The sequence below is a fragment of the Bradyrhizobium sp. SZCCHNR1015 genome (assembly GCF_032489875.1).
Taxonomy (GTDB): Bacteria; Pseudomonadota; Alphaproteobacteria; order Rhizobiales; family Xanthobacteraceae; genus Bradyrhizobium.
In genome coordinates this window covers 97,610-113,517 of sequence record NZ_JAUEYW010000010.1, presented here as the reverse complement: position 1 = coordinate 113,517, position 15,908 = coordinate 97,610, and the positions used below count along the sequence as shown (strand labels likewise).

13 protein-coding genes are annotated in these 15,908 nt (G+C 66.8%); 5 read left to right on the top strand and 8 right to left on the bottom strand.

Annotated features, from left to right (window positions below):
• Positions 1–38: 38 nt before the first annotated feature.
• Positions 39–1,028: a flagellar motor protein MotA gene (locus tag QX128_RS18190; RefSeq protein ID WP_315804771.1), complete on the bottom strand. Its 990-nt coding sequence runs from the start codon at positions 1,026–1,028 to the stop codon at positions 39–41.
• Between the two features lie 181 nt (positions 1,029–1,209).
• Between QX128_RS18190 and QX128_RS18185 the strand changes: the two genes are divergently transcribed.
• The 5 genes from QX128_RS18185 to QX128_RS18165 all read left to right on the top strand — a co-directional run bounded on the left by QX128_RS18185 (position 1,210) and on the right by QX128_RS18165 (position 8,667).
• Positions 1,210–2,022, top strand: a complete 813-nt coding sequence (locus tag QX128_RS18185) for a DUF1295 domain-containing protein (protein ID WP_316238141.1) — start codon at positions 1,210–1,212, stop codon at positions 2,020–2,022.
• A gap of 12 nt (positions 2,023–2,034) precedes the next feature.
• Complete coding sequence (locus QX128_RS18180; protein WP_316238140.1) at positions 2,035–3,063, top strand: cyclopropane-fatty-acyl-phospholipid synthase family protein; 1,029 nt, start codon at positions 2,035–2,037, stop codon at positions 3,061–3,063.
• A 283-nt stretch (positions 3,064–3,346) separates the two neighbouring features.
• Complete coding sequence (locus tag QX128_RS18175; protein ID WP_316238139.1) at positions 3,347–4,543, top strand: efflux RND transporter periplasmic adaptor subunit; 1,197 nt, start codon at positions 3,347–3,349, stop codon at positions 4,541–4,543.
• 6 nt (positions 4,544–4,549) lie between these two features.
• Positions 4,550–7,705, top strand: a complete 3,156-nt coding sequence (locus QX128_RS18170; RefSeq protein ID WP_315804774.1) for a multidrug efflux RND transporter permease subunit — start codon at positions 4,550–4,552, stop codon at positions 7,703–7,705.
• A 368-nt stretch (positions 7,706–8,073) separates the two neighbouring features.
• A complete protein-coding gene (locus tag QX128_RS18165; RefSeq protein ID WP_316238138.1) occupies positions 8,074–8,667 on the top strand; it encodes a hypothetical protein in 594 nt (197 codons plus the stop codon).
• Positions 8,668–8,897: 230 nt separating this feature from the next.
• On the opposite strand, the gene QX128_RS18160 is transcribed toward QX128_RS18165, so the two are convergent.
• From QX128_RS18160 to QX128_RS18130, 7 genes are all read right to left on the bottom strand, one after another.
• Entirely contained in the window at positions 8,898–9,689 is a 792-nt protein-coding gene (locus tag QX128_RS18160; protein ID WP_315804776.1) for an inositol monophosphatase family protein, read from the bottom strand.
• A gap of 129 nt (positions 9,690–9,818) precedes the next feature.
• Positions 9,819–10,916 (bottom strand): tetratricopeptide repeat protein, encoded by a 1,098-nt coding sequence (locus tag QX128_RS18155; RefSeq protein ID WP_316238137.1) that lies wholly within the window; start codon positions 10,914–10,916, stop codon positions 9,819–9,821.
• A 10-nt stretch (positions 10,917–10,926) separates the two neighbouring features.
• A complete protein-coding gene (locus QX128_RS18150) occupies positions 10,927–11,604 on the bottom strand; it encodes a thiamine phosphate synthase (protein WP_316238136.1) in 678 nt (225 codons plus the stop codon).
• Complete coding sequence (locus tag QX128_RS18145; protein WP_315804779.1) at positions 11,604–12,626, bottom strand: class I fructose-bisphosphate aldolase; 1,023 nt, start codon at positions 12,624–12,626, stop codon at positions 11,604–11,606. Before QX128_RS18145 ends, QX128_RS18150 begins: the two co-directional genes overlap by 1 nt.
• 425 nt (positions 12,627–13,051) lie before the next feature.
• Entirely contained in the window at positions 13,052–14,119 is a 1,068-nt protein-coding gene (gene fba / locus QX128_RS18140) for a class II fructose-bisphosphate aldolase (protein WP_315804780.1), read from the bottom strand.
• A gap of 194 nt (positions 14,120–14,313) precedes the next feature.
• Positions 14,314–14,571, bottom strand: a complete 258-nt coding sequence (locus QX128_RS18135) for a hypothetical protein (protein WP_315804781.1) — start codon at positions 14,569–14,571, stop codon at positions 14,314–14,316.
• 45 nt (positions 14,572–14,616) lie between these two features.
• Positions 14,617–15,807 carry a phosphoglycerate kinase gene (locus tag QX128_RS18130; RefSeq protein ID WP_315804782.1) on the bottom strand — a complete coding sequence of 397 codons (1,191 nt, stop codon included), beginning with the start codon at positions 15,805–15,807 and terminating at the stop codon, positions 14,617–14,619.
• Between the last annotated feature and the right edge of the window lie 101 nt (positions 15,808–15,908).

The following is a 15,908-nucleotide window of genomic DNA, read 5'->3' as shown; positions in this document are numbered from 1 at the left end:
CGTCTAGTAGTTCGGCCTGGGCCGGCCGACGGAGCAGCTCAACTCTTCTCCGTCTGCCGCGCCAGCCGCTCCAGCAGCCGCTTGATCTCGCGGTTCTGCTCGCCCTGGCCGTCGGCCCATTCGCGGATCATCTGCTGCTCGGTGCGCATGTGCCCGACCAGGCCCTGGATCGCCTCGGCGAGGTTGGCCATCGCCGCGGTGGCGCCGCGGTTGGAGCCTTCTTCCATGGCGGTGCGCAGCCGCTCGATGGCAACCGAGAGGTCGGCACCGGTGTCGCCGCTGCCGCCATATTCCCGCACGGTGCCGGCGAGCCAGTCCTCCAGGTCGGTATAGAAGCGGTTCTGCGCCTGGCTCGATTGCAGGTCGAGGAAGCCGAGGATCAGCGAGCCGGCGAGGCCGAACAGCGAGGACGAGAACGAGATGCCCATGCCGCCCAGCGGCGCGGCAAGGCCGCCCTTCAGCGTGTCGAACAGCGCACCGGCGTCGCCGCCGACCTTCAGCCCTTCGATCACCTTGCCGACCGAGCCGACCGTCTCGATCAGGCCCCAGAACGTGCCGAGCAGGCCGAGGAACACCAGGAGGCCGGTCATGTAGCGCGAGATGTCGCGGGCCTCGTCGAGCCGGGTGGCGATCGAGTCGAGCAGATGGCGCATGGTCTGCTGTGAGATCGACATCCGCCCGGAGCGCTCGCGGCCGAGGATGGCCGCCATCGGCGCCAGCAGGACCGGGTGGCGAGGCACCGCCAGGCCGGGATCGGCGATGCGGAAATTGTTGACCCAGGACACTTCCGGATAGAGCCGGACCACCTGTCGGAACGACAGGATGACGCCGATCAGCAGCACGGCCCCGATCAGGGCGTTGAGGCCGGGATTGGCGAAGAACGCCATGACGATCTGCTTGTAGAGCACGACGCCGACCAGGGCGCACAGCACCAGGAAGACCAGCATCCGCACCAGGAAGATCCGGGGCGTGGACAGCTTGGTCCGTTCGACGTCCATCGCGGAGCGGGAGGGGGAGCCTTGAGGCATTGTCGATGACATCCGTTGCGGGGACCGGTCCCTGAAATCCACTATGGCACAGCAGCAGCGGGAAAAAAGCCGCGATCGGCGCAATCCCGTCCCCTGCGCGGAACTATGGCTGAAACCGGCGGGCACCCGCGGCGTAGTTAGTCCCGTGGCTCATATCTAGCGGGAACGCCCTGGCTTTGTCATGACCGTCGTTGAATATCTGCAAGCGCTGCTGGCGATGGCCGTGGCGATGTCGGTGCTGATGGGGCTCGCCTGGGTCGTGCAGCAGCGCAGCGGCAACTCCGGCTGGGTCGACACGATCTGGACGTTTTCCGTCGGGCTGGTCGGCGCCGCCGGCGCGATCTGGCCCGCCGGCGGCGCCGCCCCCAACGCGCGGCAATGGCTGGTCGCGGTGCTGGTAGCGGTCTGGTCGCTGCGGCTCGGCGGCCATGTTGCGGCGCGCAGCCGCGGCATCTCCGACGACCCGCGCTATGCGGAGTTTGCCCGGCAATGGGGCGCGGCCGCACCGCGAAAGATGTTCCTGTTCCTGCAGCAGCAGGCCTGGGGCTCGATCCCGCTGGTGTTCGCGATGTTCGTCGCCGCCCATGCGCCGGCCGCCGAGCTGCGGCTGCAGGACTATCTCGGCATCCTCGTGCTGTTCGCAGGGATCGCCGGCGAGGGCGTCGCCGACGCTCAGCTCAAGGCGTTCCGTGCCGATCCCGCCAACAAGGGCAAGGTGTGCGACGTCGGCCTGTGGCGCTGGTCGCGCCATCCCAACTATTTCTTCGAATGGGTGTGCTGGCTGTCCTACCCGGTCATCGCGCTGTCGTTCGACCACCCGTGGGGCTTCGCCAGCCTGCTCGCGCCGCTGTTCATGTACTGGATCCTGGTCCACGTCACCGGCATCCCGCCGCTGGAGCAGCAGATGCTGCGCTCGCGCGGCGATCGCTACCGGGCCTACCAGGCGCGCACCAGCGCGTTCTTTCCCCTGCCGCCAAATCACTTTGCGAAGTAACGGAGCCACAGCATGAGCTTCATCTCGACCATCATCGGCGCCGCCGAGCGTGTGCCGCTGCCCGATGCCGTCATCCGCTCGGCGATCTCCGAATTGTGCGCGCGCACGGCGGCGCGGCTCGGCGGGGCCGATGCGATGGGCGACGCAGAGTTCGCCCGCCTGCTGACGACGCGGCCGATCGCCGAGCATACCGACGCGGCGAACAGCCAGCACTACGAGGTGCCGGCGGCGTTCTTCGCCCGCGTGCTCGGGCCGAACCGCAAATATTCCTGCTGCTTCTACAAGGAGCCGGTCTCGACCCTGCAGGAGGCGGAGGAGGAGGCGCTGCGCCAGACGGTGGCCAATGCCGATCTGCAGGACGGCCAGAGCATTCTGGAGCTCGGCTGCGGCTGGGGCTCGCTGTCGCTGTTCATGGCCCGGCAGTTCCCGCGTGCGAAGATCACGGCGGTCTCCAACTCACATTCGCAGCGCCGCGCGATCGAGGAGATGGCGGCCGCGCGCGGCCTGCTCAATTTGCGGGTCGTCACCGCCGACATGAACGGGTTCGCTCCCGACGCGCGGTTCGATCGCATCGTCTCGGTGGAGATGTTCGAGCACATGATGAACTGGCGCGAGCTGCTGTCGCGGGTCCGGGCATGGCTCCTGCCGGATGGCCGGCTGTTCATGCACATCTTCACCCATCGCACCGCATCCTACCTGTTCGACCGCAACGATCGCGAGGATTGGATCGCGCAGCACTTCTTCACCGGCGGCATCATGCCGAGCCACGGGCTGATCCGGCAGTACGACGATCTGTTCGCGGTCGAGAAAGAATGGCGTTGGAGCGGCGCGCATTATCAGCGCACGGCGCGGGACTGGCTCACCAATTTCGACGCCGACCGCGACCGCATCCTGCAGGTGCTGCAGCCCGTCTATGGCGACGACGCGATGCTGTGGATGCGCCGCTGGCGCTGGTTCTTCCTCGCCACCGCGGGTCTGTTCGGCCATGACGAAGGCCGCGAATGGGGCGTCAGCCATTACCGTCTGCGGCCGGCCAACTAATTTGTTCGCTGCGGCGGGATGCCGCAGCGCCGTCATGGGATTCGCGTTTCGCTCTGCGGAACCTGCCCGGAACTTGTTGCCACAAAGCGCTCACAATCAGGTGAGTCGCGAAAAAGCTAAATCTATCAGCTACGTAGTTCGTGTGACATCAAGCCGCCCAGGTTCCGCGTTGCGTCGCAGCAGCTGTTTTCTATGTTGCACGCAAGGCGAGCGCCAGAATGGCGCCATGACCGGGCCATCCGGTCGACTGGTTTTCATCATCATCGAGGGGGCTCCTCCACTCATGTCTCGTTTTCGCGCGTCGCTGGTCAGCAGTGCATTGATGCTCTCGGCCGCCGCGCCGCTGCTGGCCGGCTGCAACGACCCCATCCAGGCTCAGGCCTCCGCCAATGAGCAGATCGTCATCCCCGAGGTCGGCATCGTGACCGTCGAGCAGAAGGCGCGCGCGATCGTGCGCGAGCTGCCCGGCCGCATCGCGCCGACCCGCGTCTCCGACGTGCGCCCGCGCGTCTCCGGCATCGTCGTCGAGCGGCTGTTCCGTCAGGGCAGCGAGGTCAAGGCGGGTGATCCGCTCTATCGGATCGATCCGCGACCCTTCGAGGTCGAGATCCTGTCGAGCCGTGCGGCGCTGGCCAAGGCCGAAGCGGTGCATGAGCGCGCCGTGCAGCAGGCGAACCGCATCGCGCAGCTGTTCAAGGAGCGCGCGGCGCCAGCCGTCGAGAACGAGAAGGCGATCTCGTCGGAACGTGAGGCTGCGGCCGATATCGAGGCCCGCAAGGCCGATCTCGCGCGCGCCCAGCTCAATCTCGACTACGCGACCGTGCGCGCGCCGATCGACGGTATCGTCGGTGCGGCCCAGGTGAGCGAAGGCGCCATCGCGGTCCAGAACGAGACCTCGCTGGTCACGATCCAGCAGCTCGACCCGATCTATGCCGACTTCACCCAGTCTGTGAGCGAGCTGAACCGCCTGCGCCGCGCGTTCGAGTCCGGCGATCTCGACCAGATCTCGCCCGACGCGATCAAGGTCCGTCTCGTGCTCGACGACGGCACGCCGTACTCGATCCCGGGCAAGCTGCTATTCTCCGACGCCAAGGTCGATGCCGCCACTGGTCAGGTCACCCTGCGCGGCGAGTTCGCCAATCCCAAGCGCGAGCTGCTGCCGGGCATGTATGTCCGCGTCCGCATCGAGCAGGGCATCGACAGCGACTCCGTCGGCGTGCCGCAGCAGGCGGTGCAGCGCAATGCGGCCGGCGGCTCCGAGGTCTACGTCATCCGCGACGACAACCGCGCGATCGCGAGGCCGATCCGCACCGGTCCGATCCAGGACGGCCTCGTGCTGATCACCGACGGTCTGCGCGCCGGCGACAAGGTCGTGGTCGACGGCTTCCAGAAGTTTGCCGCCGGCGACAGGGTCGCGCCGCAGGTCTGGACCGAGGTCAGCGCCGCGACGCAGCTCGAATCGAAGTCGACGTCGCGGTAATTCGCCATGCCGAGCTTCTTCATCGACAGGCCGATCTTCGCCTGGGTGGTCGCGCTGTTCATCTGCCTGATCGGCGCGATCGCGATCCCGCTGCTGGCGGTGGCGCAATATCCGATCATCGCGCCGCCCTCGATCTCGATCTCGACCAGCTATCCCGGCGCGTCGCCCGAGAACCTCTACAACAGCGTGACGCGGCTGATCGAGGAGGAGCTCAACGGCGCCTCCGGCATTCTCAACTTCGAATCCACCAGCGACTCGCTCGGCCAGGTCGAGATCACCGCCAACTTCGTGCCGGGCACGTCGACCAACGACGCCTCGGTCGAGGTGCAGAACCGCCTCAAGCGTGTCGAGGCGCGGCTGCCGCGCGCCGTCATCCAGCAGGGCATCCTGGTCGAGGAAGCCTCCGCCGCGGTGCTGCAGATCATCACCCTGCAGTCGACCGACGGCAGCCTCGACGAGGTCGGCCTCGGCGACTTCATGATCCGCAACGTGCTCGGCGAAATCCGGCGCATCCCCGGCGTCGGCCGTGCCACGCTGTATTCGACCGAGCGCTCGCTGCGCGTCTGGCTCGATCCCGCCAAGCTGATCGGCTACGGCCTGACCGCCGACGACGTCACCAAGGCGATCGGCGCCCAGAACGCCCAGGTCGCCTCCGGCAGCATCGGCGCCGAGCCCGCGACGACCTCGCAGCGCACCTCGGCGCTGGTGCTGGTCAAGGGCCAGCTCGATTCACCCGACGAGTTCAGCGCGATCATCCTGCGCGCCAACCCCGACGGCTCGACGGTGCGGCTGCGCGACGTCGCGCGCGTCGAGATCGGCGGCCTCAGCTATCAGTTCAACACCCGCCTCAACGGCAAGCCGACCGCCGGTCTCTCGGTGCTGCTGTCGCCGACCGGCAATGCGCTGGCGACCGCTGGTGCGGTCGAGGCCAAGATGAAGGAGCTGTCGCGCTTCTTCCCCTCCAACATCACCTATGAGATTCCCTACGACATCACGCCGGTGGTGAAGGCCTCGATCAAGCGGGTGCTGATGACCCTGGTCGAAGCCGTCGTGCTGGTGTTCGTGGTGATGTTCCTGTTCCTGCAGAACATCCGCTACACCATCATTCCGACCATCGTGGTGCCCGTGGCGCTGCTCGGCACCTGCGCCACCTTGATGCTGGTCGGCTACTCCATCAACATGCTGACGATGTTCGGCATGGTGCTCGCGGTCGGCATCCTCGTCGACGACGCCATCGTCGTGGTCGAGAACGTCGAGCGCATCATGACCGAGGAGGGGCTGTCGCCGAAGGAGGCGACGCGCAAGGCGATGGGCCAGATCACCGGCGCCATCATCGGCATCACGCTGGTGCTGATGGCGGTGTTCGTGCCGATGGCGTTCTTCCCCGGCTCGGTCGGCATCATCTACCGGCAGTTCTCGGTTACCATGGTGGCGGCGATCGGCTTCTCGGCGCTGCTGGCGCTGTCGCTGACGCCGGCGCTGTGCGCGACCCTGCTCAAGCCGGTCACGGCCGGTCACGGTCACGCGAAGAAAGGCCTGTTCGGCTGGTTCAACCGCTTCATGGACAACAGCCGCAACCGCTACACCGGCGTGGTCGGCGGCGCGCTGAAGCGCACCGGCCGGCTGATGCTGATCTATGCGATCTTCCTGGTCGGGCTGACCTTCGCCTTCATCCAGTTGCCCGGCGGCTTCCTGCCGGTCGACGACCAGGGCTTCATCACGACGGACGTGCAGACGCCGGCGGACTCGTCCTACGCGCGGACGCAGGCCGCGGTGGAGGCGGTCGAGAAGTATCTCGCCAAGCGCGCGGGCATCGAGGACGTCACCTTCCTGACCGGCTTCAGCTATGCCGGCCAGGGCGTCAACACCGCGCAGGCCTTCATCTCGCTGAAGGACTGGTCGGAGCGCGGCAAGCATGACAGCGCCGCGGCACTGGTCGCCGACATCAACCGCGATCTCGCCGGCTTGCGCGACGCCAAGATCACCGCGCTGCAGCCGCCGCCGATCGACAATCTCGGCAACTCCTCCGGCTTCAGCTTCCGCCTGCAGGACCGCGGCCAGAAGGGCTATGCCGCGCTGACCGCGGCCGCCGACCAGCTGATCGCCGAGGCCAATGCCAGCCAGGTGCTGCAGAAGGTCTTCATCGAAGGCCTGCCGCAGGGTCCCCAGGTCAATCTGATGATCGACCGCGAGAAGGCCGGTGCCTTCGGCGTCACCTTCGAGGACATCAACAACACGATCTCGACCAATCTCGGCTCGACCTACGTCAACGATTTCCCCAACCGCGGCCGCATGCAGCGCGTCGTGGTGCAGGCCGACCGCATCAGCCGCATGAACGCGGACGACATCCTCAACTACAGCGTCAAGAACGCCAAGGGACAATTGGTGCCGTTCTCGTCGTTCGCGACCATCCAATGGGCCAAGGGACCGACCCAGATCGCCGGCTTCAACTACTATCCGGCGATCCGCATCTCCGGCGAGGCCAAGCCGGGCTACACCTCGGGCGATGCGCTCAAGGAGATGGAGCGGCTCGCTGGCAAGTTGCCGCGCGGCTTCGGCTATGAATGGACCGGACAGTCGCTGCAGGAGAAGCTGTCGGGCTCGCAGGCGCCGCTGCTGCTCGGTCTCTCGGCGCTGGTCGTGTTCCTGTGTCTCGCTGCGCTCTACGAGAGCTGGACGATCCCGCTCGCGGTGCTCCTGACCGTGCCGCTCGGCATCCTCGGCGCCGTCGTCGCCGCCAATCTGCGCGGCCTGTCGAACGACGTGTACTTCACGGTGGCGCTGATCACCATCATCGGCCTCGCCGCAAAGGACGCGATCCTGATCATCGAGTTCGCCAAGGATCTGCGCGCCCACGGCAAGCCGCTGGTCGCGGCGACGATCGAGGCCTGCTCCTTGCGTTTCCGCCCGATCATCATGACCGGCCTTGCCTTCGTCTGCGGTGTGCTGCCGATGTCGATGGCGACAGGCGCCGGCGGTGCCAGCCAGCAGGCGCTCGGCACCAACGTGATGGGCGGCATGATCGCGGTGGTGATCCTGGCGCTGCTGATGGTGCCGGTGTTCTTCGTGTCCGTGCAGCGCGTGCTCGCGGGCGATCGGGAGAAGACGGAGCCCGCGGCGGGGCGCGAGGTGTACGGGCCGCCGGCGCCGGCGAAGCCGTAGGCGATCGAATTACCTCGCTCGATCAAGCGAGCCGCAATCTCGCCAAGCCGTCGGTGCGCTCCCCTCCCCCTTGCGGGGAGGGGTTGGGGGTGGGGGTCCACCAGTCCCGCTCAATGTGATGAAATCTACTCCCATCCACGACGCGGCTCATTTGCTTGAGCGAGAAACGCAAGCCGCTTGCTCATTCGTGGGCGCCCGAAGATATGTTCCCTTATCGGCGTTCGGAGTTCGCGGACCCCCACCCCCGACCCCTCCCCGCAAGGGGGAGGGGAGAGCACCGCCGGCGCTGGGACATGATGCTGCAATCCCCGCGACTGGAGTTTCTTGGTCCGTCCGTGTATGCTGCGACGACACGTGACGGGTACGGCATGTCGATGGTCTCTCGCAAATCTGTTCTCGCGTTGGTGTTCGCTGCTCTCGGCGCCTCAGCCGCCCACGCCCAATCCGGTCCCGTCAAATATTGGCTGCCGGGCTGGCCGGTCGGCTTCAGCGACTCCGGCAGCCTCGACGCCTACGGTGACTTTCCAAGCTTCACGGGCAGCGGCAAGGACAGCGGCTTCTTCGCGCGGAGCTACAGCGTGACGAACAATTGGGCGGCGCTGTCGGGCGTTGGCCTGAGCTCGAACCTCGTCAACCGTTACGGCGGGCTCGGGTCGTACACCACCGATGGCGCACAATACGGCTACACCTTCAAGAGCGGCGTCAGCTTCTATGGCGGCTTCGAGACGCTGAAATACAATCCCGGCCTCGGCGGCCCGTTCGCGACGTTCGACGGGCGCTCGACCTCGACGCCGGCCTACGCGATCAATGGCGGCGTCGAGTTCAAGCCGACCTCCAATGTCAGCCTGTCGCTTGGCTTCAGCTACGCCGGCCAGTCGTCCGATCGCGTCGACAGCGACATCAACTCTCCGGCGCTGCCAGGTGCCACGCCGCAGGCCTTCACCAGCGGACGGCGATACTAGGCGCGGCCAGCCTCACCCTCGGTGTCGTCCCGGACAAGCGCGCGTCACGCGCGCGCCGATCCGGGACCCATAACCCCAGGGAGACGTGTGAGGCATTCTGGTCGACCCATCTTGCTCGATCAAAACGGCCGGTGGCTATGGGTCCCGGCTCAAGGCCGGGACGACACCGCATGTGAGGCGAGCGGTTTGGCAAACCGTAAGAAGGCGGCCGGTGGCCGCGCAGAATCAAGCTACGCCGCCGCTTTCAGCACCTTCACCAGCTCGCGGTGGATGACCTCGTTGCCGCACACCACGTGCCCGGTCGCCAGCGCGTCCTCCTTGCCGTCGATGCCGGACACGGTGCCGCCGGCCTCGCGCACCAGGATCATGCCGGCGGCGATGTCCCAGGGCTGCAGGTCGCGCTCCCAATAGGCGTCGAAACGGCCGGCGGCGACGAAGGCGAGGTCGAGCGAGGCGGCGCCGAAGCGGCGGAGCCCTGCGACCTTGACCTGCAGCGAGGTCATCTCGCGCAGGAACAGCTGGTGATCGCCGCGGCCGATATGCGGCAGGCCGCAGGCGATGACGCATTCATGCAGCTGTTTGCGCGCGGCGACGCGCAGCCGCTGGTCATTGAGGAACGCGCCCTTGCCGCGCTCGGCGATGTAGAGCTCGTCATTGGCGGGATTGTAGATCACGCCGGCGATCACGGTGTCCTCGCGCTGCAGCGCGATCGAGATCGCGAATTGCGGGATGCCGTGCAGGAAGTTGGTGGTGCCGTCGAGCGGGTCGACGATCCAGGTGTGCGACTTGTCGCTGCCTTCGCGCTTGCCGCCCTCCTCGCCGAGGAAGCCGTAGCCGGGCCGGGCCTTGGAGAGATCCTCGTAGAGCATCTCCTCGGCCTTCTTGTCGGCGCGGGAGACGAAATTGGCCGGCCCCTTCAGCGACACCTGCAGGTGCTCGATCTCGCCGAGATCGCGCTTGAGGTTGCGGCCGGCGCGGCGCGCGGCCTTGACCATGACGTTGATGAGGGCGGAATGGATCATGAGTTCGATGCGCTGGGCTGACCGCACCTCGCGGTGCGCGCCTTCCCCGGAAGCGGACGAAGGCGGGTGAAATGGCTGGCTGTGGGTGCCCTGCCGGGGCGGCCGCGTCAAGGCCGGATCAGCGGCCGATCACTTGATGGTGCCCAGCCAGTGCTTGGCGGCCTGTTCGCCCTTGGCGCGGTCTTCGGGGGGCATGTCGGCGAATTTCTCGTCGAGCTTGGGATCGCCCTTGCCGGCGGTCTTGGCCACCAGGTGCCATTTGTAGGCCTCGACCTTGTCCATCGGGGTGGCGATTCCATACAGCAGCACCCACGCCAGCCGGTTCTGGGCGACCGGGCTGTTCTGCCGCGCGGCCCGGCGCAGCAGCGCGATGGCCGCGGGCTGGTCCTTCGGCACGCCGGTGCCGTTGAACAGCGCGATGGCGTATTCGACCTCGGCGTCGATATTGTCGGCGATCGCGGCCGCCTTCAGCAATTGCGCGGCCTTTTCGAGGTCTTTCGGCACGCCGGTTCCTTCCTTGTAGAAGGTCGCCAGCGCGTATTGCGCCTCGGCATTGCCGGCATCCGCAGCCAGGCGCAGCAGCTCGGCCGAGCGCCTGAGGTCCTGCGGAAAGGTCTGGCCGTCGAGATAGAGCAGCGCGAGATTGTAGGCCGCCTTGGGCTCGCCGAGCTTGGCGGCGGAGGCCAGCAGCTTGACCGCCTCGAGCTTGTCGACAGGGCCGCCGCGCCCGGCCAGCCGCATCATCGCCAGCGCGAACATCGCCTCGCGGTCGCCGGCCTCGGCGGCCCGCTTGTACCAGATCGCCGCCTTGTCGTAGTCGCGGCGGATGCCCATGGCGTTTTCGTAGAGCTGGCCGAGCATCGCCATGGCCTTGGGATCGCCGGCCTGCGCCCGCGGCGTGGCGAGATCGAACGCGGTCTTGTACTGGCCGCGCTGATAGGCGCCGTAGACCAGGTCGACATTGGGATCATTGGTGGCGGGCGGTGGCGTCGCGGCCGGCGCTGGAGCGGCCGGCTTGGCCGACGGGGCGGGGGCCGGCTTCTTTGCCGCGGACGTTGCCGGCGGCTTGGCCTTCTCAGCCGCCTTCTCCGCCGGCCGTTCGACCGGCTTGGGCTTTTCCGCCGGGGCCGGCTGCAGGGCCGGCGGCGTCAACGAGATCTGCGCGCGTGCGCCCGGCATCGCCATGGCGAGCGCAGCAACGACACATGTCAGGCGCAGGATCGTCATCGGCCGCCGTTCAGCTCTGTCCTGGCGCGTCGGCTGGCGCGGCCGTATGGGCGCTGCGGATCGCGGTGCTGATCTCAGCAAGCGCCGCGGCCGGGCCGCGGGCGTCGTTCCAGACGAGGTCGTCGACCAGCACGAAATCGGCTCCCGCCGCGACGAAGTCCGCGGCCTCCTTGAGCGAGATCGCATAGCCGACGCAGGGCGGCTCGAACAGCTCCGCCCACCAGGCGAGGCGCTCGTTGACGGCATCCGGCGAGGGCCGCCGTCCCTGCGCATCGCGCTCGCCGAACAGCACATAGTCGGCGCCGAGCTCGCCGGCGCGCATCGAATCATGGCGTGTGGACAGGCCGCCGCAGCCGGCGATGCGGTCCGGCTTCAGGCCGGGCAGCGCCTCCTCCAGCGCGGCGATGCCGGTCAGGTGCGCGCCATCGGCGCCGGCGCGGGCGACGATGTCGGGATGGCCGTCGATCAGCAGCGCTGCGCCGGCGCCCTGGATCGCCGGCGCCAGCGTCTTGACCATCGTGATCATGCTGCGCGGATCGCTGTCCTTCAGCCGCACCAGCACCGCAGCGATGTCGGCGATGGCGAGGATCTCGGGCAGGCCGGCGGCCAGCGCCGCCGCATCGGTCACGACCGGCGTTGCCAGATAGAGGCGCGGCGCGGGCCGCGCGGATGTCGTCTTGCCGGACACTAGGCGGCCTCTTTCTCGAGCGCTGCGGTCCACTGGCCGCGGCTGGCAAGCGCGTTCATGCGGGCGCGGTGGGTGAAGGCGCGCTGGCCGGCGGGGATGTTCGCCGCCCTGCCTGCCCATGCCTGCTGCGGCGCCGCCTGCAGCGCGCGGCCGTAGGAGAAGGTCAGCTTCCAGGGCAGCGGTCCGAGCCGGTTCATCGCGTCGAGATGCGCGGTCGCGCTCTCGTCGGATTGTCCGCCGGACAGGAAGGCGATGCCGGGCACCGCCGCAGGCACGCATTCCTTCAACAGTTGGACGGTCCTTTCGGCGACCTCCTGCACCCCGGCCTGGTCCGGCGACTGCTTGCCCGCGACCGCCATGTTGGGCTTCAGGATCATGCCTTCCAACGCGACGCGCTGGATGCGCAATTCACGAAACACCTCGTTCAGCACGCGGCGCGTGACGTCGAAGCAGCGACCGATGTCATGATCGCCGTCCATCAGCACCTCCGGTTCGACAATCGGCACGATGTTCGCTGCCTGGCACAGGGCGGCATAGCGGCCGAGCGCATGCGCGTTGACATGGATCGCTGTCATCGAAGGGATGTTGTCCTTGTCGATATCGATCACGGCCCGCCATTTGGCGAAGCGCGCACCCAGCGCGTAGTACGTCGCCAGCCGATCCGCAAGCCTGTCGAGGCCGACCGTGACCCGCTCGCCGGGGCAGCCGGACAGCGGCTGTGTTCCCTCATCGACCTTGATGCCGGGAATGGCGCCGGCCGCTTCGATCAGCTTCACCAGCGGGGTGCCGTCGGCGGCATGCTGCCGGATGGTTTCGTCATAGAGGATGACGCCGGAGATGAACGACATGCCCTCGCTGCGAAACAGCATCTCGCGATAGTCGCGGCGGTTCTGTTCGGTCGATTCGACCTTGATGGCATCGAAGCGCTTCTTGATCGTCCCGGTGGATTCATCGGCGGCGAGGATGCCCTTGCCCGGTGCAACCATGGCAAGGGCCGTGGTGTTCAGTGCGGAGAGATTCATGCTTGGCTCCAGACGCACCTGCCCTGCCCATCAAAATAGACGGTTCTCGGGCGGATGCCGAGCAAACATTGGCCGCCGGTGAGGCGGACTCTCGAAGAGGTGAAGGGGAGGTTGCTGATCGGAGCAAGCGATCACGTCACCGGTGGTCGGCTTCCCTCCCCCTTGCGGGGAGGGGTTTGGGGGGGGGGTCCATACGCACTGAACTCAGTGAGTTACGCGTTGAGATCGTAAGTGGTGAACGCTGTCGCGCGCACGCGTTCGGCCACTTCAATCGCAAGCGCGATGGTCGATATGCGCCTTCGATCTCATCACTGATAGTACGCCCCGGACCCCCCCGACCCCTCCCCGCAAGGGGGAGGGGAGCTTACCGCCGTTGCGGCGGCTGCTGGGGTCGAGAAGCTCAACGCAGCGCGGCGGCAGCTGCCTCACGCCACCTTCGGAGCCAGCTCGCCCTTGGCGTAGCGCTTGGCCATCTCGGCCGTGGTCAGCACGCGCTTGATCTTGGAGGCCTGGCCGGCGGTGTTGAACTCCTGCAGGCGCTGCTTGCACAGCTTGGCCATCGCCTCCATCGCCGGCTTCAGGTACTTGCGCGGATCGAATTCCTCCGGGTGCTCCGACAGAACTTTCCGGATCTGGCCGGTCATCGCCATGCGGTTGTCGGTGTCGATGTTGATCTTGCGCACGCCGTTCTTGATGCCGCGCTGAATCTCGCTGACCGGCACGCCCCAGGTCGGCTTCATCCTGCCGCCATAGGCGTTGATGATCTCCTGCAGGTCCTGCGGCACCGAGGACGAGCCGTGCATCACGAGATGCGTGTTCGGCAGCTTGCGATGGATCTCCTCGATCACGTTCATGGCGAGGATGTCGCCGTCGGGCTTGCGCGTGAATTTGTAGGCGCCGTGCGAGGTGCCCATCGCGATCGCGAGCGCGTCGACCTGGGTCTCACGCACGAACTTCACGGCCTCGTCCGGGTTGGTCAGCAGCTGGTCGTGCGACAGCTTGCCTTCGGCACCGTGGCCGTCCTCCTTGTCGCCCATGCCGGTCTCGAGCGAGCCGAGCACGCCGAGCTCACCCTCGACCGAGATGCCGCCGAGATGCGCCATGGTGGCGACCGTCTTGGTGACGCCGACATTGTAGTCCCAGTCAGCCGGCGTCTTGCCGTCGGCCTTCAGTGATCCGTCCATCATCACCGAGGTGAAGCCGGACTGGATCGCGGTCATGCAGGTGTCGGGACCGTTGCCATGGTCGAGATGCACGCACACCGGAATGTGCGGATAGATCTCGGTGACCGCGTCCATCATGTGCTTGAGCATGACGTCGTTGGCATAGGAGCGGGCGCCGCGCGAGGCCTGGATGATCACCGGAGCGTCGACCGCATTGGCCGCCTCCATGATCGCCAGTGCCTGCTCCATGTTGTTGATGTTGAAGGCCGGGACGCCGTAGTCATTTTCCGCCGCGTGGTCGAGCAATTGACGCAACGTGATACGAGCCATGGCTGGAACTCCCTGATTAAGAATTGGACCGTGCGGCAGGATGCGCACGTGTCGAAACTGCTGCACCGTGCATAACGCGGTGGTCGGGAGATTCCAAGGGTTGCGGGCGACGCAGGCCACCAGACCGCGCTGTCAGCGGCCATTCATAGGTTATCAGCCAAATCCGTCGCAACGGACAGCACGTAAGAGCTGGCTCAGCTCTTCCTGGCTTCGAGAGCCGCGATGCGCTCTTCGACCTCGGTGACACGCTCGTCGAAGTCGCTGGCGGCCGCGCGCATCATGACCAGCATGCCGGCGGAATCACGCCGCTGCTTGCGGATCAAGGTTTCCAAGCTATCGAGCCGCGTCTCGGTCGATTGTCTGAACTGTCCAAACTCCGATCGGAACGCAGCAATGCTCTCCTGAATCTTGATCAGGATCGAGTGCACGGCGTCTGTCGGAGTGTCAGCCATGAATGGAACATAACAGAAACATCCATGGCCGACAAGCTCTGAGGATCATGCCTTCAGCACTTCCACGCCCGGCAGCGGCTTGCCTTCCATCCATTCCAGGAAGGCGCCGCCGGCGGTCGAGACGTAGCTGAAGTCGGCGGCCACGCCGGCCTGGTTGAGGGCCGCGACGGTATCGCCGCCGCCGGCCACCGAGACCAGCTTCTTGGTCTTGGTGCGTTCCGCTGCGTGCTTGGCGGCGACCATCGTGCCGCGGTCGAACGGCGTCAGCTCGAAGGCGCCGAGCGGACCGTTCCAGACCAGCGTCGCGGCATCGTCGATCGCGGCATGGATGCGTGCGGTCGATTGCGGGCCGACATCGAGGATCATGCTGTCCGGCGGGATCGCGTCGAGGCCATAGGCGAAGGACGGCGAGTTGGCTGCGAAGTGATAGGAGACGGTCGCGTCCACCGGCAGGATGATGGCGCAGTTCGAGGCTTCCGCCTTCTCCATGATCCTGAGCGCGGTCGCTGCCAGATCCTTCTCGGCCAGGGACTTGCCGATCTGCACGCCCTGCGCATGCAGGAAGGTGTTGGCCATGCCGCCGCCGATCACCAGCGCATCGACCTTGGTGACGAGGTTCTCCAACAGGTCGATCTTGGTCGAGACCTTGGCGCCGCCGACGATCGCGATCACCGGCTTGGCCGGGCGGCCCAGCGCCTTGTCGAGCGCGTCGAGCTCGGCCTGCATGGTGCGGCCGGCATAGGCCGGCAGCTTGTGGCCGAGGCCCTCGGTCGAGGCATGGGCGCGGTGCGCGGCGGAGAAGGCGTCGTTGACCCAGATGTCGCCGAGCTTGGCGAGCTCGGCCACGAAGGCCGGATCGTTCTTCTCTTCCTCTTTGTGGAAGCGCGTGTTCTCCAGGCACAGCACGTCGCCGTCCTTCATCGCGGCGATGGCGGTCGCCGCCGGCTCGCCGATGCAGTCGTCGGCAAAGGCGACCGGGCGCTTGATCACTTGCGAGAGCGCGGCGGCGACCGGCTTCAGCGAGTCCTTGGCGTCGCGGCCCTTCGGCCGGCCGAAATGCGCGAGCAGGATGACCTTGCCGCCCTTGGTGGCGAGCTCATTGATGGTCGGCGCGACGCGCTCCAGGCGCGTGGCGTCGGTGACGTGGCCATTCTCCATGGGCACGTTGAGATCGACGCGCAGCAGCACGCGCTTGCCCTTGGGATCGACGTCGTCGAGGGTGCGGAATTGTTTCATGCGGTGCCTCCCAGGCGTCATGCCCGGCCTTGTGCCGGGCATCCACGTCGTCCTTCTATGGGCGTAAAACGTGGATGGCCGGGACAAGCCCGGCCATGACA